Source organism: Altererythrobacter sp. Root672 (genome assembly GCF_001427865.1).
GTDB lineage: Bacteria > Pseudomonadota > Alphaproteobacteria > Sphingomonadales > Sphingomonadaceae > Croceibacterium_A.
Genome location: NZ_LMHH01000001.1, coordinates 460,518 through 485,322, shown reverse-complemented (window position 1 = coordinate 485,322; position 24,805 = coordinate 460,518). Strand labels below are relative to the sequence as shown.

Genomic DNA, 24,805 nt, shown 5'->3' with positions numbered 1-24,805 from the left:
GCCCACTCCCAAGGGCAGGCTTCAGCCGAAGCGGCCCCAGACGAAGCGGCTGGACAACGCGTAGTTCCACACAGAGCCGATGAGAATTCCAGTGAGGGCCGCCGGATAAGTGTGGAAGCCGAACCGCACCAACACTGCCGCTGCGCCTACGTTGGTCAGCAGGCCAACCGAACAGGTCAGTGCAAACTTGAGCCAGCCCTTGGTCAGCGGCCACGCACCGCGGAGCCGCTGGTCGGCATAAGTCAGGGCGTTGTTGAGCACGAAGTTGAAGGTCATCGCCACTAGCGCGGCGATCGTCTGGCCCACCTCGAAGGTGGAGACGAGGTGGTCCTCGAACCGCCCGCCGAACAGGGTCAGGAAGGCAGTCAGAACCGCCATGTGCACCACAACGCCCGCGGCCCCGATGGTCCCGAACAAAGCGTAGCGCGTCGGAATGATCCGCCCGAGCCACTTGTCGTAGAGGCCGACCAGGAATTCGAACACGACCGTGCGGTCGAGCTTGCTCTCGCCTTCGGCGCGCGCTGCAAATTTCAGGGGGAATTCCTTTACCTTGAGCGGCGTGTCGATGGTTGCCAGGATGTCGAGCAGGATCTTGAAGCCGATGCCCGAAAGCCGATGCGCGTCGCGGCGCAGGAGCTCGGTCCGGAGCATGAAATAGCCGCTCATCGGATCGGTCAGGTCAACGCCAGTGACTTTGCGGGCGAGTTGGTTGGCCACCGCCGACACCTTCTCGCGATCAGGGCGGTTCCACCCTTCCATGCTCGCGCCTTCAGCAAAGCGGGAACCCACGGCGACATCGCATTCGCCGGAATGGATCGCGGCGAGCATCTTCGGCAGCAAGGCGGGATCGTGCTGATGGTCGGCATCCATTACCGCGACGACCGGCGCCGCGGTGGCACACATTCCTTCGATCGCTGCACTGGCGAGCCCGCGGCGGCCGATGCGCTGGATTACGCGGATGCGCGGATCGCCGAGCGAGATTTCCCGCGCGGCGTCGGCCGTGCCGTCGCTACTGTTGTCGTCGACGAAGATCGCTTCCCAGCCGGTTGGCCCGAGCGCGGCTTCCAGCCGTCCCACCATCGGCCCGATGTTGGGCCGTTCGTTGAACGTCGGCAGGACGACCGCCAGCTCCAACGAGCCGGTGGCCACTGCGTCAGAGCCGGGCAACGACAGCGTCGCCAATTTCAACCGTGCCCGCGCTTCCGCCAAGGTCCGCGCCCTTCACTCCGTCGGCCAGCGTCTTCGACACCGCCGCCTCGATTTGCGCCGCCTTCGCTTCGAGCCCGAAGCTGTGGCGCAACATCATCGCCAGGCTGAGGATCATCGCCAGCGGGTTAGCTTTGCCCTGCCCGGCAATATCGGGAGCGCTACCGTGAATCGGCTCGTAGAGGCCCTTGGTCCCGTACTCGGTCTGCAACTCGCCCAGCGAGGCGCTGGCGAGAAGACCGATCGAGCCGACACACATGCTCGCCTGGTCGGACAAGATGTCGCCGAACAGGTTGCCGGTGACGACGACGTCGAACTGTCCTGGGTTACGCACCAACTGCATGGCGGCATTGTCGACGTACATGTGGCTGAGTTCAACGTCGGGATATTCGGCCGCGACTTCGATCACCACATCGCGCCAAAGCTGGCTGGTCTCGAGCACGTTGGCCTTGTCGACGCTGCACAAGCGCTTGCCCCGGCCTTGCGCGGCGCGGAAGCCGACGTGGGCGATACGGCGCACCTCGTCTTCGGCATAGGACATCAAGTCGAAACCCTGCCGGCGGCCGTCGTCGAGCGTGCGGATCGCCTTCTCGCCGAAATAGACGTCGCCGTTGAGCTCGCGCACGATAAGCAGGTCGATGGCGCGGGCCACTTCGGGGCGCAGGGCGGACAAGTCTTCCAGTCCTGGAAACATCGTCGCCGGGCGCAAGTTGGCGAACAGGCCAAGCGCCTGGCGCAGCCCGAGGATCGCCTGCTCAGGACGCAAATGCCGTTCGAGGTTGTCGCATGCGGGATCGCCGACAGCGCCGAACAAGACGGCATCCGCGGCCTTCGCCATCTCCAGCGTTTCCGGCGGGAGCGGGTGACCGTGGCGACGATAGCCGATGCCGCCAACGTCGCCTTCCCAGATCGTCAGCCCGGGCAGGTCCAGCGCATCCAGGACACGGCGCGCCTCGGCCATGATCTCAGGGCCAATTCCATCTCCGGCAAGGCAGGCAATCTTCATAGGTCAGGCAATTCGTCCAAGCAGTTCACGCAATCGAGCGCGCGCGGCCATAACATCACCGCGGCGGTCGGCAAGGAGGTAGTGATCGAGCGGTGTGGAGAGCTTGTCCATCGCGATCAGGATATCCTCAAGCTGGCCCTGCGGCCGCGCACCCTCCCCACCATAGCCTAGATCGCGCAGCAGCAGCGTTTCGTAGCCCACAAGGGCCCCAGCCCAGCCGCGAGCCGAAGGCGAGAGGCAAATCGCCTCAAGCAATCCGGCGAGCGCTTCGTAGAGCTGCGGGTAAGCTTGCCTCTCAGGCAGGGCGATGGCGGTCAGCGCGCACACCCAGCCGATCGCCGCCGCCGGTAGCGGTTCGGTCAGCCAAGGTCCGCGGCTTTCGAGCAGTTCAAGCTTGGCGAAAGGCAACTGACTGTCGGACTTGGCCGCAAGCTGCAATTCCACGAGGTTTCCGGGAATTGTCACCGGCCGGAGTTGCCGCCCGCGGCCTCCGGCGACGTAGGCGGCGATCACGCCGTGCTCAGCCGTAAGCAGCCGCGCGACCACGGCTGTCTCGCCGTGCGGACGGGCGGCGAGCAGGATGGCAGGCGCGCGGAGATGCATCGTGTGTGTTTAGGGCGCTCACCCAACGGCGCAAAGGATGCAGCACCAAATCCTCCCCGAGCTTGTCTCGGGGAGGTGGCGCGCGTCGAAGACGTGTGACGGAGGGGTAGGCGGATTAGCGCAACATGCCCCACCACCATCCGCTTCGCGGATGGTCCCCCTCCCCGAGCAAGCTCGAGGAGGATCTGATTACTTGGAAAGCTTCGCCTCGAGCTCGGCCACGCGAGCTTCGAGCTTCGCGGCCTCCTCGCGAGCGCGGCTGGCCATTTCCTTGACCGCCTCGAACTCTTCGCGCGAGACGAAGTCGAGCCCGCCAAAGGTCTCCTTCACCCGCGTGCGTGCGCCTTCGCGCGCCTCGCGGGTCATGCCGGCAAAGGTGCCGGCGGCGGCGTTCGCCAATTTCACGAAGTCGGCGATCAGGGGATTTTCGCTCTGCATGGGCGCTATGTGGCCGCGCCGAGCCCATTCGGCAAGCGGCTAGAGTTCGATCCGCTGCACGGCGGCGGACACCTCGACCCCGTCGGCATCGGGGTTGAGGCGCAGGAACTGCCAATTGAGCACCGTCGCAAACAGGATCCAGGCGAGATAGGGCAGCATGAGCAAGGCGGCCGAGCGCCGCACTTTCCAGAACAACACGATCGTCACGAGCACGGCAACGTTGAGAACGCAGATGACGATCAGCGACAGGGTGATCTCGTGCGCGGCGAAAAAGATCGGGTTCCACGCAAGGTTGATCGCCAACTGAACGACGAACGCCAGGATCGCCGCAGCCCGATAGCGCGAGCCCCAGGCCGAACAGACGATCGCCATGGCAAAGCCCATCATGGTGTAGAGGATCGGCCAGACGATGCCGAAAGCGGCCGGTGGCGGGAAGATCGACGGCTTGTTGAGCACCATGAACCAGGGATCGCTCGACGCGTCCCCGCCCGCCAACCCGGACAGGCGGCCCAGAAGCAGGACCGCGGGCACCAGGAACAACGACCAGCGCACGAAACTGGCACGCAACTGTGCGGGAGAAGCGAGACGGTTCATCGAAGCCCCTGAGCGAATCGCGTCAAGGTATCGCGGAAGCGCTGCCTGCGCGCAATCAGCCGCGTTGAGCGGCCACGAGGAATTCCACGTTTCCTTCAGTCCCGGTAATCGGGCTCTCGATAATGCCGTCGATTTCCCACCCGTCGCCTTCGAGCCACGAACGGATCTCGTCGCATACCCTGGCATGAAGAACAGGGTCGCGCACGATGCCGCCTTTGCCCACTTCTTCGCGGCCGACTTCGAACTGTGGTTTGATCAGGGCCACGAGGCGGCAGCGGGGCGCTGCGAGACGCAGTGGCACTTCGAGCACCTTGGCGAGACCGATGAACGACGCGTCGCACACGACCCAGTCGCAGGGCCTGTCGATCTGTTGCGGAGTAAGCGCGCGGGCATTGGTTTGCTCAAGCACAGTCACGCGCGGGTCCTGCCGCAGCTTCCAGGCGAGTTGGTTGGTGCCCACATCGACCGCGAACACATGCTCTGCACCGTTTTCGAGCAGGACTTCGGTGAAGCCCCCGGTCGAGCTGCCGATGTCCATCGCCACCGCGCCCTTCGCATCGAGCCCGAAGTGTTCGATCGCGTGAGCCAGCTTCACTCCGCCCCGTCCGACCCACGGGTGATCGCGCCCGCGGACCTCGATCGGTACGTCCTCGCGAACCTGCTGGCCGGGCTTGTCGACCCGCGTTTCGCCTGCGAAGACCAATCCGGCCATGACCAGGGCCTGGGCACGGGCCCGGCTTTCAGCCTGCCCCCGCTCCACGAGCAACTGGTCGATACGTCGCTTGCCTGCCATGATGGCGGCGATAGGGCGATGACAGCGGGCAGGCCAGAGGTTGTTGCCGGGCAGGGGAATACTGCCCACAGACAGGAGTGATTTGATGCGGTTCAAGCGGGTTCAACTGGGCATGGCGGTTTGTTGCCTTGCTATCGCCGGATGCGTTCCCGCCCCTCAGCCGACCCCAGCACCCGCCCCCGCTCCCGCTCCCCGACCTGCGCCAACGCCAGTGGCCACGCCCGCCCCGGTGGCCAGCTTCGATCACTGGCTGGACAATCCGGCAACCCCCGGGAACTGGACTTATCGTAACGGCACGGCGCTGTTTTCCGATTCTTCCGGTGGCGCCTTGCTGGCCCTGCGTTGCGATCGCGCGGCAGGCGCGGTCGAAATCGTCCGTGCGGGTCAAGTCACAGCGGCGGAAATAATTGTGCGAGCCGAGACCATGGAGCGCGGGCTCAGTGCCAGATCGGCCCCTGCCGGGGTCGCGGCGCAGATCCCCGCGCGCGACCCATTGCTTGACGCGATGGCCTTTTCCAAGGGGCGTTTTGCCGTGGAAGTGGTTGGTCTGCCTACGCTTTATGCGCCGGCCTACCCCGAGGTTACCCGGGTCATCGAGGACTGCCGCTAGGGGAGTTGGCGAAGCAACGCGAAGGCACGATTCTGACGGGGAAAAACATTTTTACAAGTCTTGTGTTGAAGCCCGGAGTGACTCAAATTCGCACTCAGGCCAGCGGTCCACGCAGGCTTGGCTCCACGGTGAAACGGGGGGCATGGCTTCCAAGCGCGAAAGGAGGTGATCCGATGTCTCATGGTTCAGCAGGGAGGTCGGTAACGACCCGCGCGGAGCATTATCGGTAATCGCTTCTTTCGCCGATAAAGGCTTCGTGGGCGGCTCTTCCGGCCGCTGACCATGCGAAAGGTCGCTTCGGCTGAGGTCGAAGCGGCCTTTCTCATATCTGGCGCCCACGACAGCGCCTTCGGCTGGCCGCGAAACACTTCTCAATTCGGGCATGGACAGCTAGGGCTACTCGAAAGCGGTTTCACCCCTTACCATTAATTACAATTTTACTTGTCAAATTGTAATTTTCGTACAGAGACTGCCTCCGACAGAGGCAAGGACCAGGATTTTATGGCGACGTTGGCCGACCCGAGCACCCAGTTTACCCACCTTCCCCATCCCTCGCCCGTGGCGGACGCGGAGCGCGAGAGGCTGATTGCAGACCCGGGATTCGGCAAGGTCTTCACCGACCATATGGTGGTGATCGAATGGACCGAAGGGCAAGGCTGGCACTCGCACACGCTCGGCCCGCGCCAACCGCTCAGCCTCGATCCAGCGGCGGCAGTGCTGCACTACGCGCAGGAGATCTTCGAAGGGCTCAAGGCCTACCGGCTGGACGACGGCACTATGGCCCTGTTCCGCCCCGAAGAGAATGCGCGCCGCTTCAACGCTTCGGCCCGCCGCCTGGCGATGCCGGAGCTTCCTGAGGACGTGTTCGTCGAAGCCGTTCGCCAGATTGCCCTGGCTGACAAGGACTGGTTCCCGAAGGTCCCAGGCGGCTCGCTCTACCTCCGGCCCTTCATGTTCGCCGACGAGCCGTTCCTCGGCGTGCGGCCGGCCAAGCACTACAAGTTCCTGGTGATCTGCAGCCCGGCAGGCAACTACTTCAAGTCGGGTACTCCGGCGGTCTCGATCTGGGTCTCCGGCGCCTATACCCGCGCCGCGCCCGGCGGCACTGGCGCAGCGAAGTGCGGCGGCAACTATGCCGCCAGCCTCGTACCGCAGGCCGAAGCGATTGCCCGTGGCCACGACCAGGTCGTGTTCCTCGACGCAGCCGAACACAAATGGGTCGAAGAGCTCGGCGGCATGAACGTGTTCTTCGCTTTCGATGACGGCACAATCATCACCCCGCCCCTGACCGGTACGATCCTGCCCGGCATCACTCGTGACAGCCTGCTGACGCTGGTGCGCGAAGACGGCCTCGACGTGCGCGAGGAACGCTACAGCCTCGACCAATGGCGCGCCGATGCTGAGAGCGGCAAGCTCGTCGAATGCTTCGCTTGCGGCACTGCGGCGGTCGTTACCCCGATCGGACGCGTGGCTGGCGAGGATGGCGAGTTCACCGTCGGCAGCGGCGGCCCCGGCCAGTTGACCAGCAAGCTGCGCGAACGGCTCGTAGCAATCCAGCGCGGCGCCGCTGAGGATCGCCACGGCTGGGTCGTCCGGCTCGACTGAAGGCTCTGAATGGCCTTCCGCTTCAAGACCAGCGACGGGTCGGTTGAGGCCAGTCTACGGCGGATTGCAGCGGAACAATTGGACAAGGCCCTGGCCTCGATCGAGGACCGGGACACCAACAATGCCGTCCACGCGGTGCGGGAACGGTGCAAGAAGGTGCGCGCCCTTCTCCGCCTCGTAGGTCCCGCCTTTCCCGCCTATGCGGAAGAGAACGCCTTCCTCCGGGACACGGCGCGCCTGGTGTCTCGTAAGCGCGATGCCTTCGTGATCCGGGAGACCTTCGAGGCGCTCACTGGCGAACCGGCGCCAGGCGCGGATGCCGGCACTGCAGAGTCGGCCCAAGACGTCGGCCCCCTTCTTGTGCAATGCCGCCAGCGACTGCTCGAAATCAGAATACGAAGCCAGTCCTGGTCACTCGACGAACGGGGTTGGGATGCCCTGTCCGGGGGCTTCGCCAAGACGATCCGCAGTGCCCGCAAAGCGGCCAGGACTGCGTGCGAGACCAACGACCCACACGCCTATCACGACCTCCGGAAGCAGGTGAAATATCACAGCTTTCACTGCCAGATTCTGCGTCCTGTCCGGCCCCGGATGCTCAAGCGCCGCAACAGGCTAGCTGCGGGCCTGGCCGAGGACCTCGGCAGGCATCACGATCTGGCCCTGTTGACCTCGCATCTCACCGGGTCGCCGACTGACTTCATCACCGTTCGCCGTTCGCACGAGGTGCTGCTGGCCGCTTCAGGAATCTCCGATGGACTTGAACGTCGCGCCAATCGCCGAGCACGGAAGCTGCTGGCGAAGCGGCCACGCATAATGGCGAAACGGCTGGGTGAACGATGGAAGACCTGGGCGAGCGCAACGGAGTTCACCGGATGACGCGAAGGAGGCTCTCGTGACCGCTCTACTCGCCCAAAGGCTGATCGCCGTCCCGTTCCTGGTGCTCGGCGCCTGGTGCCTGCTGTTCCCAGGAATGGTCGAGCGGCTAGGCGTACGACCGGAGTTCTACCACGGCGACACGACTACCGCCCTCCTGATCGGCTGCTTCGGCGCGCAAGCCGTGCTCTCCGGCCTGTTCGCCGCGTTCAGCCGGTTCACCCGGACGACGTTCCTCGTCTACGGGATCGCGCTCTTGCCGTTCTTCTGGTTCAATTACTGGTTCGTGTTCGTGGTGCCGGTGTTCAATCAGTGGATGGCGCTCGACTTCGTCAGCAACGCCGCAATGCTGGCGCTGTGCGTGGTCGGCTATCGCGCTTCTTCAGGCGGCTTCCGAGCCGTCGACCCGCTCGGCGACCACTGACGGTTGGGCACTGAGGAACAGCCGGATGTGATCGAGCAAGGTCGGGTCCAGCGGCCTGGCAAAGCGCACCCCGTGCATCGCGCCAACACGCCATTTCACGCGACCCTCAAGCGGATCCGCGCGCCCGACTTCCAGGCTCACGGGCGTACCGACCTTGAACGTATGACTCGATGAAAGGCGGCAACCGCTCCACGAGAGGTTGGTCACTAGTACAGTATGTGGCTTACCCAGCTCTTCCTTGAGCTTGGCGCTGACCTGCACGCTGTATCGATCAGCGCGTCGGCGATTGATGCTCATTACCCGCCCCTGAAAACTACCCAATAACTACCAGGTGCTGGTTTACGCGTGATTTCTTAATTGTGAGTTAGTTGCATACTTAAGTTTAGGTGTGCTCACGGACGCCGGCCAGGACCAGGTTGCTGGCGCGTTCGCCAATCATGATCGAGGTCGCGTTGGTGTTCCCCTGCGGGATCGTCGGCATGATCGAAGCGTCGACAACCCATAGGCCCTGCACCCCGCGCACGGCGCAATCGGGGCCGGTGACTGCCAGCGGATCACTTGCCGCGCCCATCTTGGCGGTGCCGACCGGATGGAACATCGGCAGCGTCGCGGCACCCACATAGCCACGCAGCGCCTCGCGGCTGTCTGCCGCGGCACCGGGGCGGATCTCCGCCTTCACATGTGGCGCGATCGCGGGTTGCGCCATGATCTGCCGGGCGATCTCGAGCCCTTCGACCAGCTGCGCCGCGTCGTCTTCTTCGCCCAGCAGGCGATGCTCGATCAGTGGGGCGGCGTCAGGGTCGCCCGACCGCAGCCGGACCTGCCCGCGCGACTTGGGCCGCATCACCGCAACGAACGTGCTGACCGCGGCGTCCTTCGCCAGCGCCAGGTTGCCCTTGGGCGTAACCTCGAACGCAAACGCACTGAAAGCGAGCTGGAGGTTCGGGGCCGGCAGCCCCTCGCGGCTCTTCACGAACGCCTGCGCATGCCCGATCCCGGTCGTCAGCGCGCCACTGCGAGCAAAGGCCAGTTCCAGCACTTGCCGGACGCCGGCGAAGCCGTGCGCATCGTTGTTGAGGGTGTGCGCGGAGACGGCGTTGACCAAGTGGCAGCCCGGATGCTCCTGCAAGTTCTGCCCAACCCCCGGCAGATCGCGGACCACCGCAACCCCATGCTGTTGTAGCTCGCCTGCAGGGCCGATGCCCGACAGCATCAGCAGCCTTGGCGTATTGAGCGCACCTGCGCTGAGCACCACGCCATGCCGCGCCGTCAGCGTCCGCACCTCGCCACCGCGACGGATCGTCACCCCAGTGGCGCGACCGTTCTCCACCTCGATCTTGAGCACTTGCGCTTCGAGCAGAAGCTCCAGCCCAGGCGGCCGATTGCGCAAGTAGCCCGCGGCGGTCGAGCAGCGCAGGCCGTTACGCTGCGAGAGCTGGATCATGTCGACACCTTCGCCGACTTCGCCGTTCAGATCCTTCGAACGCGGAATCCCAGCCTGCTCGGCCGCTTCGATCCACTCGTCGGTGACTTCGTAGCGCGAGCGCACCTCGGATACGTGGATCGGGCCGCCCTGCCCGCGCCATTCGTCGGTTCCGCGCTCGTTGTGTTCCAGCCGGCGGAAGTACGGCAGCACGCTCGCGTAGTCCCAGCCGGTCGCGCCAAGCTCTGCCCAGTGGTCGAAGTCCCACTTGTGGCCGCGGATGAACATCATTCCGTTGATCGAGGAGCCGCCGCCGAGGCGCTTGCCAGCGGGCCACACATCGGGCCGGCCGCCGACCGAGGGATCTGGCTCCGCCGAATAGCACCAATCGAAGTCCGGCTTGTGCACCACCCCGCTCATCAACGCAGGGATCGCCAGGCGCGGGTCCTTGTGGTCCTTGCCGGCCTCGACCAGCAGAACTCGCAATCCGCCTTCGGCCAAGCGTGTAGCGCAAGCCAGTCCGGCCGATCCGCCGCCGACGACAATCAGGTCGGGCTCCCGCCCCATTCGCAATCCCCTTCCGCACTCCAGCGGTCGGAACTAGCGGCAATCTACGGCTTCACAAAGCGTTGACTGATCCAGTCGGAGATGAGCTCGAGAGCCGCGGGTGAGACCGTCTCCGAAATGTCGCGGTACTCGCCCACCGAGCCAGTCTTCGCCGTCTGGAACAGGTGGTTGAGGCTCGGAAGCTCGACGATCGTGACGTCCGGATTGTTCTTGAGGGCCTCGCGAATGACCGGAAGGTTCTCCTTGGCCGGCACCTGGAGATCGAGACTGCCGTTCAGGGCCAGAACCGGCACCTTGATCCGGGAGAGGTTGGGCACGGGATCGTACTTGAAGAAGTACTGGAACCACGGCCCCGACACCTGCCGCACCACGAGCGCACCATCCATGTCCACCGGCATGCCGAGCGCGGTCTTGGCCTCAGGCGTGAGAACCGCCATCGCTGCGGCGTAACCGGCTTCGGGTGTATCGGCATCGGCGATCGCCTTGAACAGGGCGGCCATCACCGGTTCCTGCCGGTTAATCTCTTCTTCGCTCAGCCCCATCTGGGCGGTCAGCAGGCGGCGCTGGGACAGCATGAGTTGTGGCAGGTTCGTCCCGGGTCCCGCGAGGGAGACGAAGTAGGCGACGTCCGGGTTAGTCGACATGGCGATCGGACCGATCATTCCGCCTTCGGAGTGTCCAATGAAGCCGATCGCGTCGTGGCGGATCTCCGGGCGCGTCGCGAGATAGGCAAAGGCCGCATTCGCGTCCGTCGCAAGATCTGCGGAGGTGGCATTGCCGTAGTTGCCGGTCGATTTGCCAATGCCGCGGTCATCGAAACGCAGCACGGCGATGCCGTGGCGCGTGAGGTGGTCGGCGATGACCGCGAAAGGTTTGTGGTCCATTATCGTTTCATCGCGATCCTGCGCGCCCGATCCGGTAATCATGATCGCCGCAGGGAACGGTCCCTTGCCCTCCGGCAAAGTCAGCGACCCGCCGAGGTGGACATCGGCGAAAGCGGGATTGTCGAAAGAGACTTCCTCGACCTTGTAGGGGAAAGGCTCCTTCGGTGTCTGCGGCCGGGCCGGCTGTAGCTGCGCCGCGATCTGCTCTTCGGTTGCGCGCACAAAGGTGGTCGTCACGTCGGGTTGGTTGGGCGTGGTCCAGGTGCCAGTCAGTTCGTTGCCGGCTTGCGACAGGGTTCCGGCGAACTTTGCCAGGCCACGAAGGGCCGAAAGGCTCACCGCCTGGCCTTCGCGGGCGAGGTCGCTGACAGGCACAGCTATCACCATCTGGTCGGGCGAATCGTAGAGGGCGAATGTGCCTTGCTCGTTGGTCCGGATACGCAGGACCTGCCGCAGCTTGACTCCGTTGCGTTCGACGCTGCCAACCCAGACGCCATCGAGACCGGCAACGACCGGCTTTGAGGGAGGACCTCCCTTCGCCAAATTGAGCGGCAGTTCCGCGCCCTGGGTCAGCGTGCCCTTCCAGTGTTGCGCCGCTTCATCCCAGCTTCCCTGGTAAGAGGCGCTGATCGGCGCGACCTTGAAAGTAAGCTTCCCGTCCGCCGCGGCGATCTCGGTGATCGGCGCCGGATTGCCAGGATTCTGGTCGAAGTTCTCGATCGAGGCGGTCAGCTTTCCGTCCTCACCGCGAGCGACATGGAGAACCAGCGTCACGTCCCCGGTGTTGGTGGAGATCTGGCCACTCCACGTTCCAGCAATGTCAGGTGCCCCCTGCGCCAGCGCCGGGCTTGCGATCAAGACGGCAAGCAGAGCCGCCAGCGCGAATAGGCTTCTCTTGAACGCAGGCATCGAACCCTCCGAATCCGGTTTCGAACGCTTAGTCGATCAACGGGGCACGAATCTTACATACCCAGCAAAGTACGCCATCATATAGCAAGGAAGCATGACGTTATGTCAAGTATCATTGACTGAAACAACGGTAGTTTGGATAGAGACCAGTTCTGCGCTAGCAGCGCGGCCATGCCAGTCGAGGATAATGAACGTATCGCCATGCAGGTCAGCGCCGGGTCGCGGCTGCCGCTGATCGCCGAGAGTTTTGCGCGCATTGCCGGAAAGCCGCTGGTCGATCCCGCCTCCGGGGGTATCGAGGAAGCGATGTGGCTCGCGCCGCGGGTGATCATGGCGCAGGGCATCGATGCCGTTCCGCGGATTTTCTACGCCAATCGCCTGGCGCTCGATCTGTACGAAATGACCGCCTCGGCGTTCATCGGCATGCCGTCACATCTTTGTGCCGAGCCGATCCGGCGCGCAGAGCTGCTGCGGATGTTCGCCAGGCTCGACAAGGATGACTGGATCGAAGGCTTCAACGGCGTGCGGGTCGCCTCGAGCGGACGGCGGTTCAAGGTCGATACGGCGCTGACCTGGAACGTGATCGACGAACACGGCACCCGCGTGGCCCAGGCCGCCAGCTACGCGGAATGGGAATACATCGATCCGGCTTAGCCGCCGGCCTGCCAAACGCCCTTCCCCGGTAACCGGTCGCGGTCGTGCGGGGTGGCCAGGTCGAGTTCCGGTCCGATGGCGACGATGTGGTTTCGCTCGGTCAGGAACCAATAGCCGAACTTGATGAGCTCGAGGTCGACGGTGCCGGCGATCCCCGGCCACTGGTATAGCTCACGAAGATAGCCCCGCAGCGCGGGATAGTCTTCGATCCGCCGCAAGTTGCACTTGAACGCGCCATGGTACCCGACGTCGAACCGCACCAGTGAAGTGAATGCCCGCCAGTCAGCTTCGGTCAGGTACTCGCCCGCGAGGTAGCGATGGCGCGACAAGTGGTCTTCCATCGCATCGAGCGTCGCAAACACCTCGCGAACCCCCTCGTCATATGCCGCCTGGGTGCTGGCGAAGCCGGTGCGGTAGACGCCGTTGTTGAGCCCTGGATAGATCAGCGCATTCCATTGCTCGATCTGGTCCCGAAGCGCCTCCGGATAGAAGTCGAGCCGATTGCGGGTGATTTCGTCGAAAGCGGAATTGAGCATCCGGATAATCTCCGAACTCTCGTTGTTCACGATCCGCCGCTGCTTCTTGTCCCACAGTGTCGGCACCGTGACCTTGCCGGTGAAGCTGGGGTCATGTTCGGTGTAGAGCCGGTGCAGCGGATAGCCGCCTTCGACCGGCCCATCGGGACCTTCGTCGAACACCCAGCCTTCCTTGGGGAATCCGGGGCGCGCGAATGAAACCGTGATCACCTGCTCCAGTCCCTTGAGCACCCTGAACGCCGTGGTCCGCGCGGCCCACGGGCAAACGGCAGCAACCCAAAGGTGATAGCGACCGGCCTCGGCGGGAAATTCCGCGGCGGGATCGACCGAGATCCACTCGCGCAGCGGAGAGTCGATGCGGCGGAAACGCCCGTCCGCCCCGATCTCCTCGGCTGCCGGGAGCGTATCCATCCATTTGCCGTCGACCAATTGCGCCATTCGCCGTTCTCCTCATCCGACCAACTAAGCGAACTGAACCACCGTACAAGTCCGGCAGGATTTTGATTCAGGCCCGCCCTCGGTTACATTGCCCCTGGGTCGCCTGGAGAGGGGGAGACAAATCATGTCCCAGTTCGCAGCGGAAGCACCCGCATCCAAAACGCCGTGGCATCTTTGGGTCGTGGGCATCCTATCCTTGCTATGGAATGCAGCAGGCGCCTACGTCATCATTACCGCCCAACAGGGCAGGCTAGAGGGGGTGAGCGAGGCCGAGGCGGCCTACTACGCCGCGCAGGCGCCGTGGTTCGTCGCGGTAACCGACATCTCCTTGTTCAGCGCCATCGCTGGAGCGCTGGCATTGCTCATCAAGAACCGCTTCGCAGTGCCCCTTTTCGCGATCTCGCTCGTCTCGATCGTGGTGACCAACGCCTACGACCTGATCATGGGCACGAGCCAGATGTTCAACAACATCGGCACGATCATCACCACCTGCCTCATCTGGGTGCTGGCGGTGCTGCAGCTGTGGTACGCCGCGTCGATGAGAGCGCGTGGGGTGCTGCGCTAGGCGAGGAGCGTCTTTGCCTTCGGCGCCTTCTCAAGCAGCTTGATCAACCCGCGTTCGTAGCGATTGAGCCACTTGCTCTCGCGCGGGAGCTTGAGCCGCGCGCGCCATTTCTGCTGCCTGTCGACCAGCGCGATGACGGCAGGATGGATGTAGCTCTTGCGGGCCATCGCAGGTGTATTCCCAAGGTGCTCTCCGACTTCGGCGGTGAGCTCCTTCAGCGTCAGCGGCCGCTCGGCCTCGGCCAGCAGGCGAAAGGCGAGCACGCTAGCGTGCCAGGTGCGGAAGTTCTTGGCAGTGAAGTGTTCGCCCATCGTTTCGGTGAGATAGGCGTTGACGTCATGAGAGCCGACCGGGTGCGCTTCTCCCGCCTCGTCGAGGTACTGGAACAGGTTCTGGCCGGGCAGGTCCTGCATTTTGCGCACGAAGCTGGCGAGCCGGCGGTCGGTGACAGTGGCTTCACGTAGCTGCCCGGACTTCGCCTTGAAGCGCAGCTTGAGCTTGGAACCGGAAACGCTGGCATGGCGCCGCCGCAAGGTCGTGGCGCCGAAACTCTTGTTAGCCTTCGCGTAGCTCTCGTTCCCGACGCGGATGGCGCCCAGGTCGAGCAGGCGGATTACACTCGCCACGGCGCGTTCGCGGGTCAGGCCTCGACGAGCAAGATCCTTTGCCACCTGCTTGCGGGCCTTGGGGAGCAGGCGACCAAATTCGGCGCAGCCGTCGAACTTCTCGGCTTCCTGGCGGGTCCGGAATTCGGGGTTGTAGCGGTACTGCTTGCGCCCTCGCGCATCGATACCGGTCGCCAACAGGTGCCCGCAGTCCTTCGGGCAGAACCAGGCGTGGATATAGGCGGGCGGCAGCGCGATCCGGTTGAGCCGGTCGATCTCATCGCGATCGGTGATGCGCTGGCTGTTGGGAGAGAAATAGGCCCAGCCCGTTCCGGCCCGCTTGCGCGTGATGCCCGGCCCGCTGTCGTCGACATATTCAAGGTCCGAAGAAATGCGCGCCATGGATCGCTGCAACGGCCACCCGGTGCTTGCGGTTCCGCAGCGGACACGCCATCTCCCCGCGACCCGACCTTTGCAGGAGCTTGCCGATGTCCGACGTTTACACCCCGCCCGAAGTCTGGACATTCGATCCCGAGAACGGCGGCCAATTCGCGGGCATCAATCGGCCGACCGCCGGCGCGCGCGAGGAAGTGGAGTTGCCGGTCGGCGAGCATCCGTTCCAGCTCTACTCGCTCGGCACGCCCAACGGCGTCAAAGCCACGATCATGTTCGAAGAGCTGCTCGAAGCAGGCTTCTCCGGCGCTGAGTACGACGCCTGGATGATCAAGATCTTCGCCGGCGACCAGTTCGGCTCCGGCTTCACCGACCTCAACCCCAACGGCAAGATCCCCGCCCTGCTCGACCGCAGCGGCTCGCAGCCGTTCCGCGTTTTCGAAAGCGGATCGATCCTCGTCCACTTGGCCGAGAAGTTCGACTACTTGCTCCCCAAGACCAATCCGGCTCGGGCCGAGACCTTTAGCTGGCTGATGTGGCAGATGGGCAGCGCGCCGTTCATCGGCGGCGGCTTCGGACACTTCTATGTCTACGCACCCGAGCGCTACAAGTATCCGATCGACCGCTACGCGATGGAGACCAAGCGCCTGTTCGCGGTCGCCGACATGCAACTCGGCCAGACCGAGTTTCTCGCCGGCCCCAATTTCACCATCGCCGACATCGCCGCCTACACCTGGCTCGGCAACCTCTACCACGGCGCCTACAACGGCTCGGACAAGTTCCTCTCGCTGCACGAGTACGAGAACGTGGGCCGCTGGGTGAAGGCGATCGATGCCCGCCCGGGCGTGATTCGCGGACGTCTGGTCAACACCCAGGCCATGCCGGAACGGCACTCGGCTGCGGACTTCGACGCGGTCGAGGACAAGTCGCTCTTCAACCCAGTGCGCAAACGCGCCGACGTCTGATCCAGTGCCTTGCGCGAGAGGCGCGACCCGTTATAGGGGCGCCTCTCCGCCATGCTGGGGCGTAGCCAAGCGGTAAGGCACCGGTTTTTGGTACCGGCATGCGCAGGTTCGAATCCTGCCGCCCCAGCCAGATTTCAACTCTCCCTCGGAGCTCACGCTCAACGCGCGGCGCAGTACCGTTTCACGGTCGCCGGAGAGAGTCCGAACTGCTGCGCGGTCTTGGCGATGCTGGCCTTGTTCGCCTTGCGCCATTCCCTCACCTCTATCGCATTGGCAGCGAACGGCCGCCCGAGGCTGGACTTGCCCCGATGGGTCTTGCCGGTGGCTTTCAGCGCCTCGCGGGCCACTTGCCGCCCAGCCGCGGTGCGCTCGGCGATCTTGCGGCGCTCCAGTTCCGCAAGCTGCTCCAGCAGGGTCAGCAGGAGCTCTCCGACATCCCCGCTGATGCGGCCGAGGCCACGGACTTCGACTGCCACCCCTGCATCGATCAAACGTCGCACATTGGTCTGGACATCGAGCGCATCGCGCCCCAGACGGTCGATCGCAAAAACATAAAGAGTGTCGCCCTTGCGGATCCCGGCAAGCAGATCCGCAAACCCAGGTCGGTCTGCCGCCTTCACCGAGCTGCTGACCCCCTCGTCGGAAAACTCCTGGTCGAACGAGCCACCCATCATGGTGCGCTGGACATCGATGGCAGGATCGGAGGCGGAGACGCGGTAATAAGCGATGTGGTGAATCATGGTGCGGCCTTAGCCACGGCTCAGAAAAGCCGTCAAGCTAAGTTTTGAGCTAGCTCATAAGTTCTATTTATGCGCCATAATCACGCCCTGACCAGGGCGCTACACTCGTCCAAGATGCGATGCTAAGATCGCTCTCTTGGGTAGCTCGAAGCTGGTTCGGAATGGGGGACTGACATGAACAAGTCAAGACGAACCCCATCCAGATTGCATCGTATTGTCAACTGTTTAGCCGCTGCATTGCTGCTTCCATGCGTGGCGGTCGCAGCTGGTCCCGACACTCTTGCGGACGCTCCCAGGGCGGTGTCCGTCATCAGTCGCGAGGACTTGGCAAAGCTCCCGCTCGGGCGCGACATGGTCTCCGTACTCGATCTCCACAACCAGGCCCGAGAGGACGTGGGATCGCCGCCGTTGCAGTGGAACCTGACTCTGGCAGAGCATGCGCAGGAATACGCCAATGTTCTCGCCGAAACCGGCCGGCTGCGGCACTCCTCGCGCGTCGGACGAGAGAACGAGCGCGAGAACCTTGTCGCCGGCCCTCGCGCTGGAAACACGCCCCTGGGCTTGGCACGCGTCTGGCTCGATGAACGCCGCGACTTCCGCGTCGGCATCTTCCCGGATGTCTGCGCCGGTGATTGGTCGAAGTGCGCCCACTACACACAAATGATCTGGTCGACGACGACCGACCTGGGCTGCGGTTTCGCCTCTAAGGCCTACGACGTTCTTGTCTGCCGCTATTCCCCTCCGGGCAACAGGGATGGGCGGCCCGTGATCACCATTTCACGACCAGCCGCCCGTTAAAGAACTAAGCTGACTGGCCCGCCAGAAGCCGCTCCTGCGCGAAGGTCGCGTCAGGCAATCGCACCGGCGCCGTCTCCGGCACCAGCCGCGCATGATCCCGCCCACTCTCGCGCAGGAGTTGGGCCAGCAGGGTCTTGCCGAAGTGCCAGTCACCGATGCCTGAATCGGCATTGATGTGGCCGATGGCGCCGGCAAAGGCGAAGCGCGAGCCCCAGTCACGGGCCAGGAGTTGGGCAGTGCGCAGGCTGCAAAGCCTGTCATCCTGGCTGGCGGCGAGGAATGAGGGGAATGGCAGGGCCTCCCGCGGGCACGACCCGAAGCGGGCCAGACGCAGGTCCGTCCCCGGACGATCGACGTCGGGCGGAGCCACCAGCAGCGCGCCTACGACAGGATTGCCGTGGACCGGCTGTTCGAATTCGGCCCACCACGCCACCGCCAGGCATCCGAGGCTGTGCGCCACCAGGATGACCGGCCGTTCGGCCCGGTGAATCGCCAGATTGAGCTTGTTGACCCAGGTATTGCGATGCGGATCATCCCACATCCCGAGATCGACGCGGCGGCAATCGCTGCACTGCTGTTCCCAGCGCGTTTGCCAGTGTTGGGGATTGCTGTTGTGCATGCCCGGAACGATCAGGATCAGCGGATCGTCGCGCAGGGTATCACCGTCGAGCTCGAGATAGTGGGCCATTGCCGTCTCTCCCAATGCAGAGTGGTAAGGCCGTCCGATTCGCATGGTCCGACTGCGCTGAATTTAACTCAACAGAATCGGTTGAGAAGCCCCCTGCGACGAGGTGAGGGTTCGATGCGATGATGTCTCCGACCCTTATTGCGAGTGATGCGCAAAGCCATTGAAAACGCTCGATCCTGCGTTATGGGCGACGGAGCGGACTTCACGTTCGCCATAGATCGCTGCCCCAGCCATCGCTGCTTGAAGGACTTTCATGGAATTTTCGAAGGCCAGGCTCCGGGTGTTCCGGACCATCGCGTTTGTCGAAGGCGTGACGACGCTCGCGCTCTTTCTGGTCGCGATGCCGCTGAAGTACTGGCTCGGTAATCCCGCACTCGTGCCGCCCGCCGGTGCGATCCACGGGGCGGCCTGGCTGGCCTACTTAGGTGGGATGGTCCTGCTGCTGCCGGGCCAGGACATTTCGGCATGGAACTGGATCAGGACATTCGCCGCATCGCTTTTCCCGTTCGGCACGTTCCTGAACGATCCGATGCTCAAGCGACACGAAGCCCGGATCATGCCTGCTGCGGAGGCAGATCCGGCCTGACGTCCCGCTCGCGCGTTACCCACATCAGGGCCGCGACGCTCACCAGGCTGGACACGAAGACCATCGCCGCGGCGCCGGAAACGCCAATCCAAGTCATAGCGAACGGCAAGGATGCGAGCGCCAATCCGGTAGGTACACCGCGCAGCATGAAATTGCGCAGCGCGTGTCCGCGCGACACAAGGAGAGCTTCAAGCGATGCACCGGCCAACTCGATCGCGGCCGCCGCCGAGAGAATGATCATCGGCGCATAAGCGGCAATGAACTCCGGCCCTGCGATCACCTTGATCACCCAGTGGCCACCGAGAACTGAGAACAGGACCGTGCCGAGCCCGGTGTAGAGGGCGATCTTGCCGATCCGCGAGGCGATATGGCGCGCTGCCTCCGGATCGCGAACGAGTTCCGGATAAGTTGCCCGCATCAACGCCTGCGCCAGCTTGAGCAGGCCTTCGCCAAGTTGGGCAGCCACACGGTAGATGCCCGCCAGCGTTGCCCCGCCCAGCGCACCAACCAGGAGCACCAGGATTTGGCGGGACGCAATCTGCAAGGTTCCGGACAGGGCCGTGCCCCACACAAATGCCCAGGCGCCAGGCTCGGCGCGCGGCAAGCGGCGCAGGCTGATGCGCGACAGGTCCACCTTCTGGCACTGGAGCGCGAAGATCCAATAAGTCGCCGCCGTCGCAATCTCGGCCAAGGCCCAGACTATTAGAAAGGCTTCGATAGTCGGCACGGCGATCGCCACGATTCCAGCCCCGATCACGCGGACGATGGAGGTAACCGTGTCGGCGCCAGCGCCCTTGGCGAAGCGGTCGTGGAGCCGCAAGATCCCGGTGGGCGTCGAACGTATCGAAAGCAGAAAGACCAAGGTGAGCGCATAAGCTTCGGGACGAAGGTCTTGCGGGATCGGCAGCCAGTCCCCGGCAAAAGCCAGCAACAAGGCAGAAGCAACCGCGCCCACTCCGACGGCCAGCAAGTCGAGCGCCAGGGCGAAACCAACCGCATCCTTTACGGCCTCGCGCTGCTGACCCCAGCGGATCACGGCCTGCCAGGTCTGGAATGAGGTGAGCCCAGCCACGGCCTGAGCGAAGGTGAGGCAGAGGGTGAAGTAGCCGAAGCCCTCCAGCCCGAGTGCCCGTGTAACGAGCGCAAGATAGGCCAGACTCAGCACGCCGTTGACACCCCGCGCGCCCATCAGCCAACCGGTGTTCTGCAGTGCTCGGCGGATCATGGTCGGCCCTTTGGCGCAAGCCCCGCGGGATTGCAAAGCCATGTGCTCACGCTAACTGAACAAAAACGGAGAAAATGGGATGGCTGCTGCACAAGTCCGGCTGGGATTCTTCAAGCTCAACGTGCCGGAGATGGCGCCAGCGTTGAAATTCTGGGGCGAGGGCTTCGGCTTTGCGGTCACCACCAGCTTCGACGAGCCCGAGTTCGCTGAACATATTCTCGCGCTGCCGGGCCAGGAGACAGGGCCGAACTTGTTGCTGGTTGCCTACAAGGATGGACGCGACGTCAGCGTTGGTCCGGGTCACGGCCCCGTGGGCCTGATCTGCGAAGACATCGAAGCCGCACACGGTCAGGCGCTCGCTTGCGGCGCCAGTCAACTGACGGGCGTGTTCGAGACTGCGGGGGTCAAGGTGGCCATGCTGCACAGCCCCCAAGGCCACGAGATCGAGCTGATCCAGCTGCCCTCCAGCTAACGGCCCGAACTTAGGCGTATTCCTCGGCGAAGACCGAGATGGTGCGATAGTCGGGATTCTGCAGCACGCTTGAGAACAGGAACGACTGGACCGCGTCACATCGCGGATCAACGCCTGCGTCCTTGCGATACCAAAGCAGACGCCAGTTCTCGAGGGGGTGAAGCAGGATGACCTCCTGGCGCATTTCCGGCGGCAGGATCGTGTCCGCAAACGACGCGACACCGACTCCCCGCTCCAGCATGGCCGCCATCACGTCGTAGTACTGGGTGTGGCCGATAACCCGGCGCGGTGTGATCCCGTAGCGTTCAAACAGCCGTAGGATCTCACGCTCCTGCGCGCTCGCCGCGAGCGGCATGATGAACGGCAACATGTTCACGACTTCGGACGACAGGGGCAACTGCCGTCCCTCGGCAAACTTGCGGTGACCGTAGATGCCGCCACGGACCAGCGCGAGTTGGCGCAAATGCGGCTCCACGGGCCTGTCGGCGCGTTGGTGGATCATGGCGAAATCGAACCTGCCGTCCTCGACATCGCGCGCGAGTTCCTTGCTGGGTGGATGAGCTTCGAACGTCAGCTCGACATGGGGATGCGCGGCAAAGAACCGGTCGAGCCTCGGCCGGATATAATTGTCGAGCAGCCCCTGCCCGACCAGAACGCGAAAACGGATCGCAGTAAGCTCGTCCGGATCCCGGCGCCGATGCGCGGCGAGAGCCTCGCCAGCCGTCTGAAACGCCTTCAGATCGTCAAGAAAGGCCATGCCCTCGGGCGTCAGGGTTGGGCGTTGACCGGGCCGGCGAACTAACAGCACGACGCCAAGTTGGTCCTCAAGCACTTTCATCTGGTTGCTGACGGAAGCCTGTGAAATCCCAAGGCTTTCCGCAGTGCGCCGAAAGCTACGCGTCCCGCACAAGTTGGCGAAGACCTCGAGCTGACGCAGGGTGAAAGGAAAGGCTGGCATTATCGGTTCCGGATATATTGATAACTTGAAACCTATCACCTGTCATCACTTTGCGATGCGTTGCTTTGACCGCCCACTCGGGGTGACCTCGCCTTCATAAGAAGGGGAGGAATCTTGATGAGGCATCACAACGACAACGGGGCTCGTCTGCGTCGCGCTCTAGCGGGCAGCGCCAGCGCCGCCATCCTGACACTTTGGGCAACCCCTGCGTTAGCTCAGCAGGAGGCCACGGCGACGCCTCAAGCCAGCGACGCCGTCGAAGGCGAGGAAGAAGGCGGCCCGATCTACGTCACCGGATCGCGCATCCGGGCCGACGGCATGCAGGCACCGGTTCCGGTCACCGTCGTCAGCGCCAGCGAGCTCGAAGCGCTCTCTCCGGGCGCCCTCATCACGGCGGTGAGCCAGTTGCCGCAGTTCTATGGCAACCAGACACCGAACAGTGGCAACTTCTTCCTGCGCAGCGGCTATGGTTCGCTCAACTTGCGCGGCCTTGGGGTCAACCGAACCCTGACTCTGCTCAACGGCCGCCGCGTCCCGTCGACCAGCGCCTTTGGCGGCGTGGACATCAACCTGTTTCCCGAAGCCATGATCGCCAGCGTCGAAACGACCACCGGCGGCGCCTCAGCAGCGTACGGCACTGACGCTGTCGCCGGCGTAGTCAACTTCATCCTCAATACCGATTTCGAAGGCATCGAAGTGAGCGGCCAGGTCGGCGTGACCGACCGTGGAGATGGTGACAACTATGAGTTGTCGGCCGCATGGGGCACGTCTTTCGCCGACGACCGCGGGCATTTCCTGGTTTCGGGTGAACACTACAACCAGAACGGCATCCACAACTACCGCGGGCGCGACTGGTACCAGTCGTGGGGCACCGTCGGGGCGGGCACGGCTGCGAACCCCTATCGCTTTTCGCCAAACGTCATCTCGGCCACGTCGTCGTTCGACGGCGTCATCTTTGCACCCGGCACGGTCATCAACGGGCTAGCCTTCGATCGGAACGGCAACATCTCGCCGTTCGTGCCGGGGCAGACAGCCACGGGACAAGGTACCATCGGCGCACCAGGCGCGCGACAAATCGCCGGCCCAGGCTCCAGCGGAGACGATCTCGGCGCGGAAGTGTTCACCCTCTATCCGGACATCGAGAGGTACTCGGCATTCGCTTATGCCGACTTTGACGTGAGTGACGGTTTCACGGTGTTCGGTCAGTACCTGTTCGGCCAGACCGGCATCTTCAGCTACAACACGCCGCGCGGAAGCTTCCAGGGCACGCCGACAACGCTGACGATCTTCAGCGGCAACCCCTACCTGCCTGCCAGCTTGCAGCAGCTGATGACGACGAACAACATCCCCAGCTTCGTGTTCCGCCGTACGGGCAGCATTGAGGACGTCGGGCAAATGTACCTCGACGACACCACGACGCAGCACATCGGCACGGTCGGCTTCGATTGGGACATCGAGAACAACGGCTTACTCGACGGCTGGCAGATCGACGGCTTCTATCAATACGGCCGCTCGAAGCGCGACTGGCGCCAGCTTGGTCTACGCGTCGATCGCATCTTCGCAGCTGCAGACGCGGTGCTCGACAACGGTAACATCGTGTGCCGAGTGTCGACTTTCTCGGGCGGCGCGGCGGCGTTTCCGGGCTGTCAGCCGATCAACCTGTTCGGCAGAGGCAACGCTTCCGCGGCGGCTGTCGACTACGTGACCGGGTTCGAACCGGGCCAGTCCATCACCACCCCGCTCTATTTTGCGGACACTGGCTTCAGCTTGGGTGAGGAATACAGCTACACCACGTCAGCTGAAAAGGTGAACCTGACCACCTTCACCCAGCACCTCGCCGAAGTCTCCGCTGCCGGCAACGTAGTTGACCTGTGGGCGGGCCCGCTCGCCGTCGCGTTCGGCGGATCCTATCGCCAGGACTCTATCCGGCAGGTCGTGCAAGACGTGACCAACCCGGCCTCGAACCACGACACCTTCCGTCCGGTCAGGTGCAATGATCCGACGATCGGGTTGAGGGGGGTAAGCCCGCCCGACTGCGCCAACACGGTCGGCAACCAATACTCCAAGGTATCCAACATCCAGGGGACCGCGGACGTCTGGGAAGCCTTTGCCGAGGCGCTGGTGCCATTGCTCGACACCGACGGGATCACTGCCAACCTCAACGGCGCAGCCCGCTGGGCCGACTACTCCGGATCGGGCACCATCTGGGCCTACAAGGGTGGCGCGGAAATCGGCCTGTTCGACGAAACCCTCCGCCTTCGCGGCACTTATTCGCGCGACGTCAGGGCCGCCAACCTTTCAGAGCGCTTCGACAAGACCGGCGGCGCGGCCACGATCGACGATCCGCGAACGCCAGTTATCGAAGCGATAACTGTCACGCGCTTTTCCGGCGGCAATCCCAATGTCGAACCCGAACGCGCGGATACCATGACCCTCGGCGCGGTGTTCCAACCTGCATTCGTCCCTGGGCTGCGGATGTCGGTCGACTGGTATGACATCAAGATCAAGGATGCGATCAGCCAGGTCGGTACGCAGTCGGTCGTCAACCGCTGCTTCCTCGAGAATGCTCAGGAGTTCTGTGACCTGATCACGCTCGACCCGAGCACCGGGGCGATCATCCTCGTTGGCGACGTCTATGTTAACGTGGCCCGCGCCAGAGTGACCGGGATCGACGCCGAGCTTGGCTACTCCACGGATCTCAAGCTGTTCGGGGGCGGCATGGAGTCCCTGGACTTCCGCGGCTTCGCCAGCTGGCTGACCGAGCGTTCGGAAACCAACAGCTCCGGCTTCACCACCGACTACGCCGGACAGACGGGCGCGCGGCAATCGGATGGGGTCTATTTCCCCTACCCCGACTTCAAGATGACCGCCGGCCTGACCTATCGCAACAGTGGTTTCTCTGCCTTGGTCCAGGGCCGTTACATCGGCAGCGCGATCCAGGACGTGACGCCCTATTTCCCGGCTCCGAACACAACGCCGATCGTGATCGAAGACAACACGGTCGACTCCGTCCTCTATCTCGATCTCCGCTTCGGTTATCAGTTCGAAGGCGGCGGCGTGGACTGGGAACTGTTCGCCAACGTGACCAACCTGACCGACGCCGATCCTCCGCTGACTCCGTCCTACACGGCGTTCTCGGCCTATTCGGTGCAGTACAACTCGGGCGTGTACGACGTGCTCGGTCGCCGCTTCACCTTCGGGGTGAAACTGAAGATGTGACGAAAGCTGGATCGACCCGAGGTTGAGG

General features: G+C 63.7%; 26 protein-coding genes and 1 tRNA gene. 12 read left to right on the top strand and 15 right to left on the bottom strand.

What is annotated here, in order from left to right; translation table 11 throughout:
• Nucleotides 1–21: 21 nt before the first annotated feature.
• The 6 genes from ASD76_RS02375 to ASD76_RS02350 all read right to left on the bottom strand — a co-directional run bounded on the left by ASD76_RS02375 (nt 22) and on the right by ASD76_RS02350 (nt 4,640).
• Nucleotides 22–1,167 carry a glycosyltransferase gene (locus ASD76_RS02375; protein WP_268760300.1) on the bottom strand — a complete coding sequence of 382 codons (1,146 nt, stop codon included), beginning with the start codon at nt 1,165–1,167 and terminating at the stop codon, nt 22–24.
• A complete protein-coding gene (leuB, locus tag ASD76_RS02370; RefSeq protein WP_055917950.1) occupies nt 1,154–2,212 on the bottom strand; it encodes a 3-isopropylmalate dehydrogenase in 1,059 nt (352 codons plus the stop codon). The genes ASD76_RS02375 and leuB overlap by 14 nt, the downstream gene beginning before the upstream one ends.
• Before the next feature lie 3 nt (nt 2,213–2,215).
• Complete coding sequence (gene recO / locus ASD76_RS02365; protein ID WP_055917947.1) at nt 2,216–2,815, bottom strand: DNA repair protein RecO; 600 nt, start codon at nt 2,813–2,815, stop codon at nt 2,216–2,218.
• A gap of 189 nt (nt 2,816–3,004) precedes the next feature.
• A complete protein-coding gene (locus ASD76_RS02360; RefSeq protein ID WP_055917944.1) occupies nt 3,005–3,253 on the bottom strand; it encodes an accessory factor UbiK family protein in 249 nt (82 codons plus the stop codon).
• A 39-nt stretch (nt 3,254–3,292) separates the two neighbouring features.
• Complete coding sequence (locus tag ASD76_RS02355; protein ID WP_055917941.1) at nt 3,293–3,847, bottom strand: TspO/MBR family protein; 555 nt, start codon at nt 3,845–3,847, stop codon at nt 3,293–3,295.
• 55 nt (nt 3,848–3,902) lie between these two features.
• The gene (locus tag ASD76_RS02350) at nt 3,903–4,640 is read right to left on the bottom strand and encodes a TlyA family RNA methyltransferase (RefSeq protein WP_055917938.1); all 738 of its coding nucleotides are present in this window, start codon (nt 4,638–4,640) and stop codon (nt 3,903–3,905) included.
• Nucleotides 4,641–4,851: 211 nt separating this feature from the next.
• On the opposite strand from ASD76_RS02350, the gene ASD76_RS02345 reads away from it, so the two are divergent.
• From ASD76_RS02345 to ASD76_RS02330, 4 genes are all read left to right on the top strand, one after another.
• Complete coding sequence (locus ASD76_RS02345; RefSeq protein WP_055917935.1) at nt 4,852–5,250, top strand: hypothetical protein; 399 nt, start codon at nt 4,852–4,854, stop codon at nt 5,248–5,250.
• Between the two features lie 501 nt (nt 5,251–5,751).
• Nucleotides 5,752–6,855 carry a branched-chain amino acid aminotransferase gene (locus ASD76_RS02340; RefSeq protein ID WP_055917932.1) on the top strand — a complete coding sequence of 368 codons (1,104 nt, stop codon included), beginning with the start codon at nt 5,752–5,754 and terminating at the stop codon, nt 6,853–6,855.
• Between the two features lie 9 nt (nt 6,856–6,864).
• Complete coding sequence (locus ASD76_RS02335; RefSeq protein ID WP_055917929.1) at nt 6,865–7,731, top strand: CHAD domain-containing protein; 867 nt, start codon at nt 6,865–6,867, stop codon at nt 7,729–7,731.
• 16 nt (nt 7,732–7,747) lie between these two features.
• On the top strand, nt 7,748–8,152 hold the full coding sequence (locus ASD76_RS02330) for a hypothetical protein (protein ID WP_156457512.1): 405 nt from the start codon (nt 7,748–7,750) through the stop codon (nt 8,150–8,152).
• Here ASD76_RS02330 and ASD76_RS02325 read toward each other — a convergent pair.
• The 3 genes from ASD76_RS02325 to ASD76_RS02315 form a co-directional block, all read right to left on the bottom strand.
• A complete protein-coding gene (locus ASD76_RS02325; RefSeq protein WP_055917923.1) occupies nt 8,111–8,449 on the bottom strand; it encodes a PilZ domain-containing protein in 339 nt (112 codons plus the stop codon). The two genes, ASD76_RS02330 and ASD76_RS02325, sit on opposite strands and share 42 nt — an antisense overlap.
• 85 nt (nt 8,450–8,534) lie before the next feature.
• A complete protein-coding gene (locus ASD76_RS02320; protein WP_055917920.1) occupies nt 8,535–10,142 on the bottom strand; it encodes a GMC family oxidoreductase in 1,608 nt (535 codons plus the stop codon).
• A gap of 44 nt (nt 10,143–10,186) precedes the next feature.
• The gene (locus ASD76_RS02315; protein WP_082553564.1) at nt 10,187–11,935 is read right to left on the bottom strand and encodes an alpha/beta hydrolase family protein; all 1,749 of its coding nucleotides are present in this window, start codon (nt 11,933–11,935) and stop codon (nt 10,187–10,189) included.
• Nucleotides 11,936–12,106: 171 nt separating this feature from the next.
• On the opposite strand from ASD76_RS02315, the gene ASD76_RS02310 reads away from it, so the two are divergent.
• Entirely contained in the window at nt 12,107–12,589 is a 483-nt protein-coding gene (locus ASD76_RS02310) for an MEKHLA domain-containing protein (RefSeq protein ID WP_055917915.1), read from the top strand.
• Here the strand turns inward: ASD76_RS02310 and ASD76_RS02305 are convergent.
• Nucleotides 12,586–13,563 carry a glutathione S-transferase family protein gene (locus tag ASD76_RS02305; RefSeq protein WP_055917912.1) on the bottom strand — a complete coding sequence of 326 codons (978 nt, stop codon included), beginning with the start codon at nt 13,561–13,563 and terminating at the stop codon, nt 12,586–12,588. The genes ASD76_RS02310 and ASD76_RS02305 overlap by 4 nt on opposite strands.
• A gap of 124 nt (nt 13,564–13,687) precedes the next feature.
• Here ASD76_RS02305 and ASD76_RS02300 point away from each other — a divergent pair, with 124 nt between their 5' ends.
• Entirely contained in the window at nt 13,688–14,128 is a 441-nt protein-coding gene (locus ASD76_RS02300; RefSeq protein ID WP_055917910.1) for a hypothetical protein, read from the top strand.
• Here the strand turns inward: ASD76_RS02300 and ASD76_RS02295 are convergent.
• A complete protein-coding gene (locus tag ASD76_RS02295; RefSeq protein ID WP_055917907.1) occupies nt 14,125–15,135 on the bottom strand; it encodes a DNA topoisomerase IB in 1,011 nt (336 codons plus the stop codon). The two genes, ASD76_RS02300 and ASD76_RS02295, sit on opposite strands and share 4 nt — an antisense overlap.
• Nucleotides 15,136–15,221: 86 nt before the next feature.
• Between ASD76_RS02295 and yghU the strand changes: the two genes are divergently transcribed.
• Nucleotides 15,222–16,091 (top strand): glutathione-dependent disulfide-bond oxidoreductase, encoded by an 870-nt coding sequence (gene yghU, locus ASD76_RS02290; RefSeq protein ID WP_055917904.1) that lies wholly within the window; start codon nt 15,222–15,224, stop codon nt 16,089–16,091.
• Nucleotides 16,092–16,146: 55 nt separating this feature from the next.
• A tRNA-Gln gene (locus tag ASD76_RS02285) sits at nt 16,147–16,221 on the top strand.
• Nucleotides 16,222–16,249: 28 nt separating this feature from the next.
• Here ASD76_RS02285 and ASD76_RS02280 read toward each other — a convergent pair.
• On the bottom strand, nt 16,250–16,831 hold the full coding sequence (locus ASD76_RS02280) for a recombinase family protein (protein ID WP_055917901.1): 582 nt from the start codon (nt 16,829–16,831) through the stop codon (nt 16,250–16,252).
• Nucleotides 16,832–17,131: 300 nt separating this feature from the next.
• On the opposite strand from ASD76_RS02280, the gene ASD76_RS02275 reads away from it, so the two are divergent.
• On the top strand, nt 17,132–17,629 hold the full coding sequence (locus ASD76_RS02275; protein ID WP_055917898.1) for a CAP domain-containing protein: 498 nt from the start codon (nt 17,132–17,134) through the stop codon (nt 17,627–17,629).
• A 4-nt stretch (nt 17,630–17,633) separates the two neighbouring features.
• Here ASD76_RS02275 and ASD76_RS02270 read toward each other — a convergent pair whose 3' ends face one another.
• Complete coding sequence (locus tag ASD76_RS02270; protein WP_055917895.1) at nt 17,634–18,317, bottom strand: RBBP9/YdeN family alpha/beta hydrolase; 684 nt, start codon at nt 18,315–18,317, stop codon at nt 17,634–17,636.
• Nucleotides 18,318–18,570: 253 nt separating this feature from the next.
• On the opposite strand from ASD76_RS02270, the gene ASD76_RS02265 reads away from it, so the two are divergent.
• Complete coding sequence (locus ASD76_RS02265; RefSeq protein WP_055917890.1) at nt 18,571–18,903, top strand: DUF3817 domain-containing protein; 333 nt, start codon at nt 18,571–18,573, stop codon at nt 18,901–18,903.
• Here the strand turns inward: ASD76_RS02265 and ASD76_RS02260 are convergent.
• Nucleotides 18,872–20,128, bottom strand: a complete 1,257-nt coding sequence (locus tag ASD76_RS02260) for a lipopolysaccharide biosynthesis protein (protein ID WP_162249631.1) — start codon at nt 20,126–20,128, stop codon at nt 18,872–18,874. The two genes, ASD76_RS02265 and ASD76_RS02260, sit on opposite strands and share 32 nt — an antisense overlap.
• A gap of 79 nt (nt 20,129–20,207) precedes the next feature.
• On the opposite strand from ASD76_RS02260, the gene ASD76_RS02255 reads away from it, so the two are divergent.
• Complete coding sequence (locus ASD76_RS02255; RefSeq protein WP_055917887.1) at nt 20,208–20,600, top strand: VOC family protein; 393 nt, start codon at nt 20,208–20,210, stop codon at nt 20,598–20,600.
• A gap of 10 nt (nt 20,601–20,610) precedes the next feature.
• On the opposite strand, the gene ASD76_RS02250 is transcribed toward ASD76_RS02255, so the two are convergent.
• Complete coding sequence (locus ASD76_RS02250) at nt 20,611–21,558, bottom strand: LysR family transcriptional regulator (RefSeq protein WP_055917884.1); 948 nt, start codon at nt 21,556–21,558, stop codon at nt 20,611–20,613.
• A gap of 117 nt (nt 21,559–21,675) precedes the next feature.
• Between ASD76_RS02250 and ASD76_RS02245 the strand changes: the two genes are divergently transcribed.
• On the top strand, nt 21,676–24,777 hold the full coding sequence (locus ASD76_RS02245; protein ID WP_055917880.1) for a TonB-dependent receptor domain-containing protein: 3,102 nt from the start codon (nt 21,676–21,678) through the stop codon (nt 24,775–24,777).
• Nucleotides 24,778–24,805 lie beyond the last annotated feature (28 nt).

What these genes read in the sequence shown, in the direction of transcription:
- ASD76_RS02315 (WP_082553564.1), bottom strand. Translation starts at nt 11,935, where the DNA reads ATGCCTGCGTTCAAGAGAAGCCTATTCGCGCTGGCGGCTCTGCTTGCC.
- ASD76_RS02280 (WP_055917901.1), bottom strand. Translation starts at nt 16,831, where the DNA reads ATGATTCACCACATCGCTTATTACCGCGTCTCCGCCTCCGATCCTGCC.
- ASD76_RS02260 (WP_162249631.1), bottom strand. Translation starts at nt 20,128, where the DNA reads ATGATCCGCCGAGCACTGCAGAACACCGGTTGGCTGATGGGCGCGCGG.
- ASD76_RS02320 (WP_055917920.1), bottom strand. Translation starts at nt 10,142, where the DNA reads ATGGGGCGGGAGCCCGACCTGATTGTCGTCGGCGGCGGATCGGCCGGA.
- ASD76_RS02245 (WP_055917880.1), top strand. Translation starts at nt 21,676, where the DNA reads ATGAGGCATCACAACGACAACGGGGCTCGTCTGCGTCGCGCTCTAGCG.
- ASD76_RS02270 (WP_055917895.1), bottom strand. Translation starts at nt 18,317, where the DNA reads ATGGCCCACTATCTCGAGCTCGACGGTGATACCCTGCGCGACGATCCG.
- ASD76_RS02300 (WP_055917910.1), top strand. Translation starts at nt 13,688, where the DNA reads ATGTCCCAGTTCGCAGCGGAAGCACCCGCATCCAAAACGCCGTGGCAT.
- ASD76_RS02340 (WP_055917932.1), top strand. Translation starts at nt 5,752, where the DNA reads ATGGCGACGTTGGCCGACCCGAGCACCCAGTTTACCCACCTTCCCCAT.
- ASD76_RS02350 (WP_055917938.1), bottom strand. Translation starts at nt 4,640, where the DNA reads ATGGCAGGCAAGCGACGTATCGACCAGTTGCTCGTGGAGCGGGGGCAG.
- ASD76_RS02250 (WP_055917884.1), bottom strand. Translation starts at nt 21,558, where the DNA reads ATGCCAGCCTTTCCTTTCACCCTGCGTCAGCTCGAGGTCTTCGCCAAC.
- ASD76_RS02335 (WP_055917929.1), top strand. Translation starts at nt 6,865, where the DNA reads ATGGCCTTCCGCTTCAAGACCAGCGACGGGTCGGTTGAGGCCAGTCTA.
- ASD76_RS02325 (WP_055917923.1), bottom strand. Translation starts at nt 8,449, where the DNA reads ATGAGCATCAATCGCCGACGCGCTGATCGATACAGCGTGCAGGTCAGC.
- leuB (WP_055917950.1), bottom strand. Translation starts at nt 2,212, where the DNA reads ATGAAGATTGCCTGCCTTGCCGGAGATGGAATTGGCCCTGAGATCATG.
- recO (WP_055917947.1), bottom strand. Translation starts at nt 2,815, where the DNA reads ATGCATCTCCGCGCGCCTGCCATCCTGCTCGCCGCCCGTCCGCACGGC.
- ASD76_RS02355 (WP_055917941.1), bottom strand. Translation starts at nt 3,847, where the DNA reads ATGAACCGTCTCGCTTCTCCCGCACAGTTGCGTGCCAGTTTCGTGCGC.
- ASD76_RS02265 (WP_055917890.1), top strand. Translation starts at nt 18,571, where the DNA reads ATGGAATTTTCGAAGGCCAGGCTCCGGGTGTTCCGGACCATCGCGTTT.
- yghU (WP_055917904.1), top strand. Translation starts at nt 15,222, where the DNA reads ATGTCCGACGTTTACACCCCGCCCGAAGTCTGGACATTCGATCCCGAG.
- ASD76_RS02360 (WP_055917944.1), bottom strand. Translation starts at nt 3,253, where the DNA reads ATGCAGAGCGAAAATCCCCTGATCGCCGACTTCGTGAAATTGGCGAAC.
- ASD76_RS02305 (WP_055917912.1), bottom strand. Translation starts at nt 13,563, where the DNA reads ATGGCGCAATTGGTCGACGGCAAATGGATGGATACGCTCCCGGCAGCC.
- ASD76_RS02255 (WP_055917887.1), top strand. Translation starts at nt 20,208, where the DNA reads ATGGCTGCTGCACAAGTCCGGCTGGGATTCTTCAAGCTCAACGTGCCG.
- ASD76_RS02310 (WP_055917915.1), top strand. Translation starts at nt 12,107, where the DNA reads ATGCCAGTCGAGGATAATGAACGTATCGCCATGCAGGTCAGCGCCGGG.
- ASD76_RS02295 (WP_055917907.1), bottom strand. Translation starts at nt 15,135, where the DNA reads ATGGCGCGCATTTCTTCGGACCTTGAATATGTCGACGACAGCGGGCCG.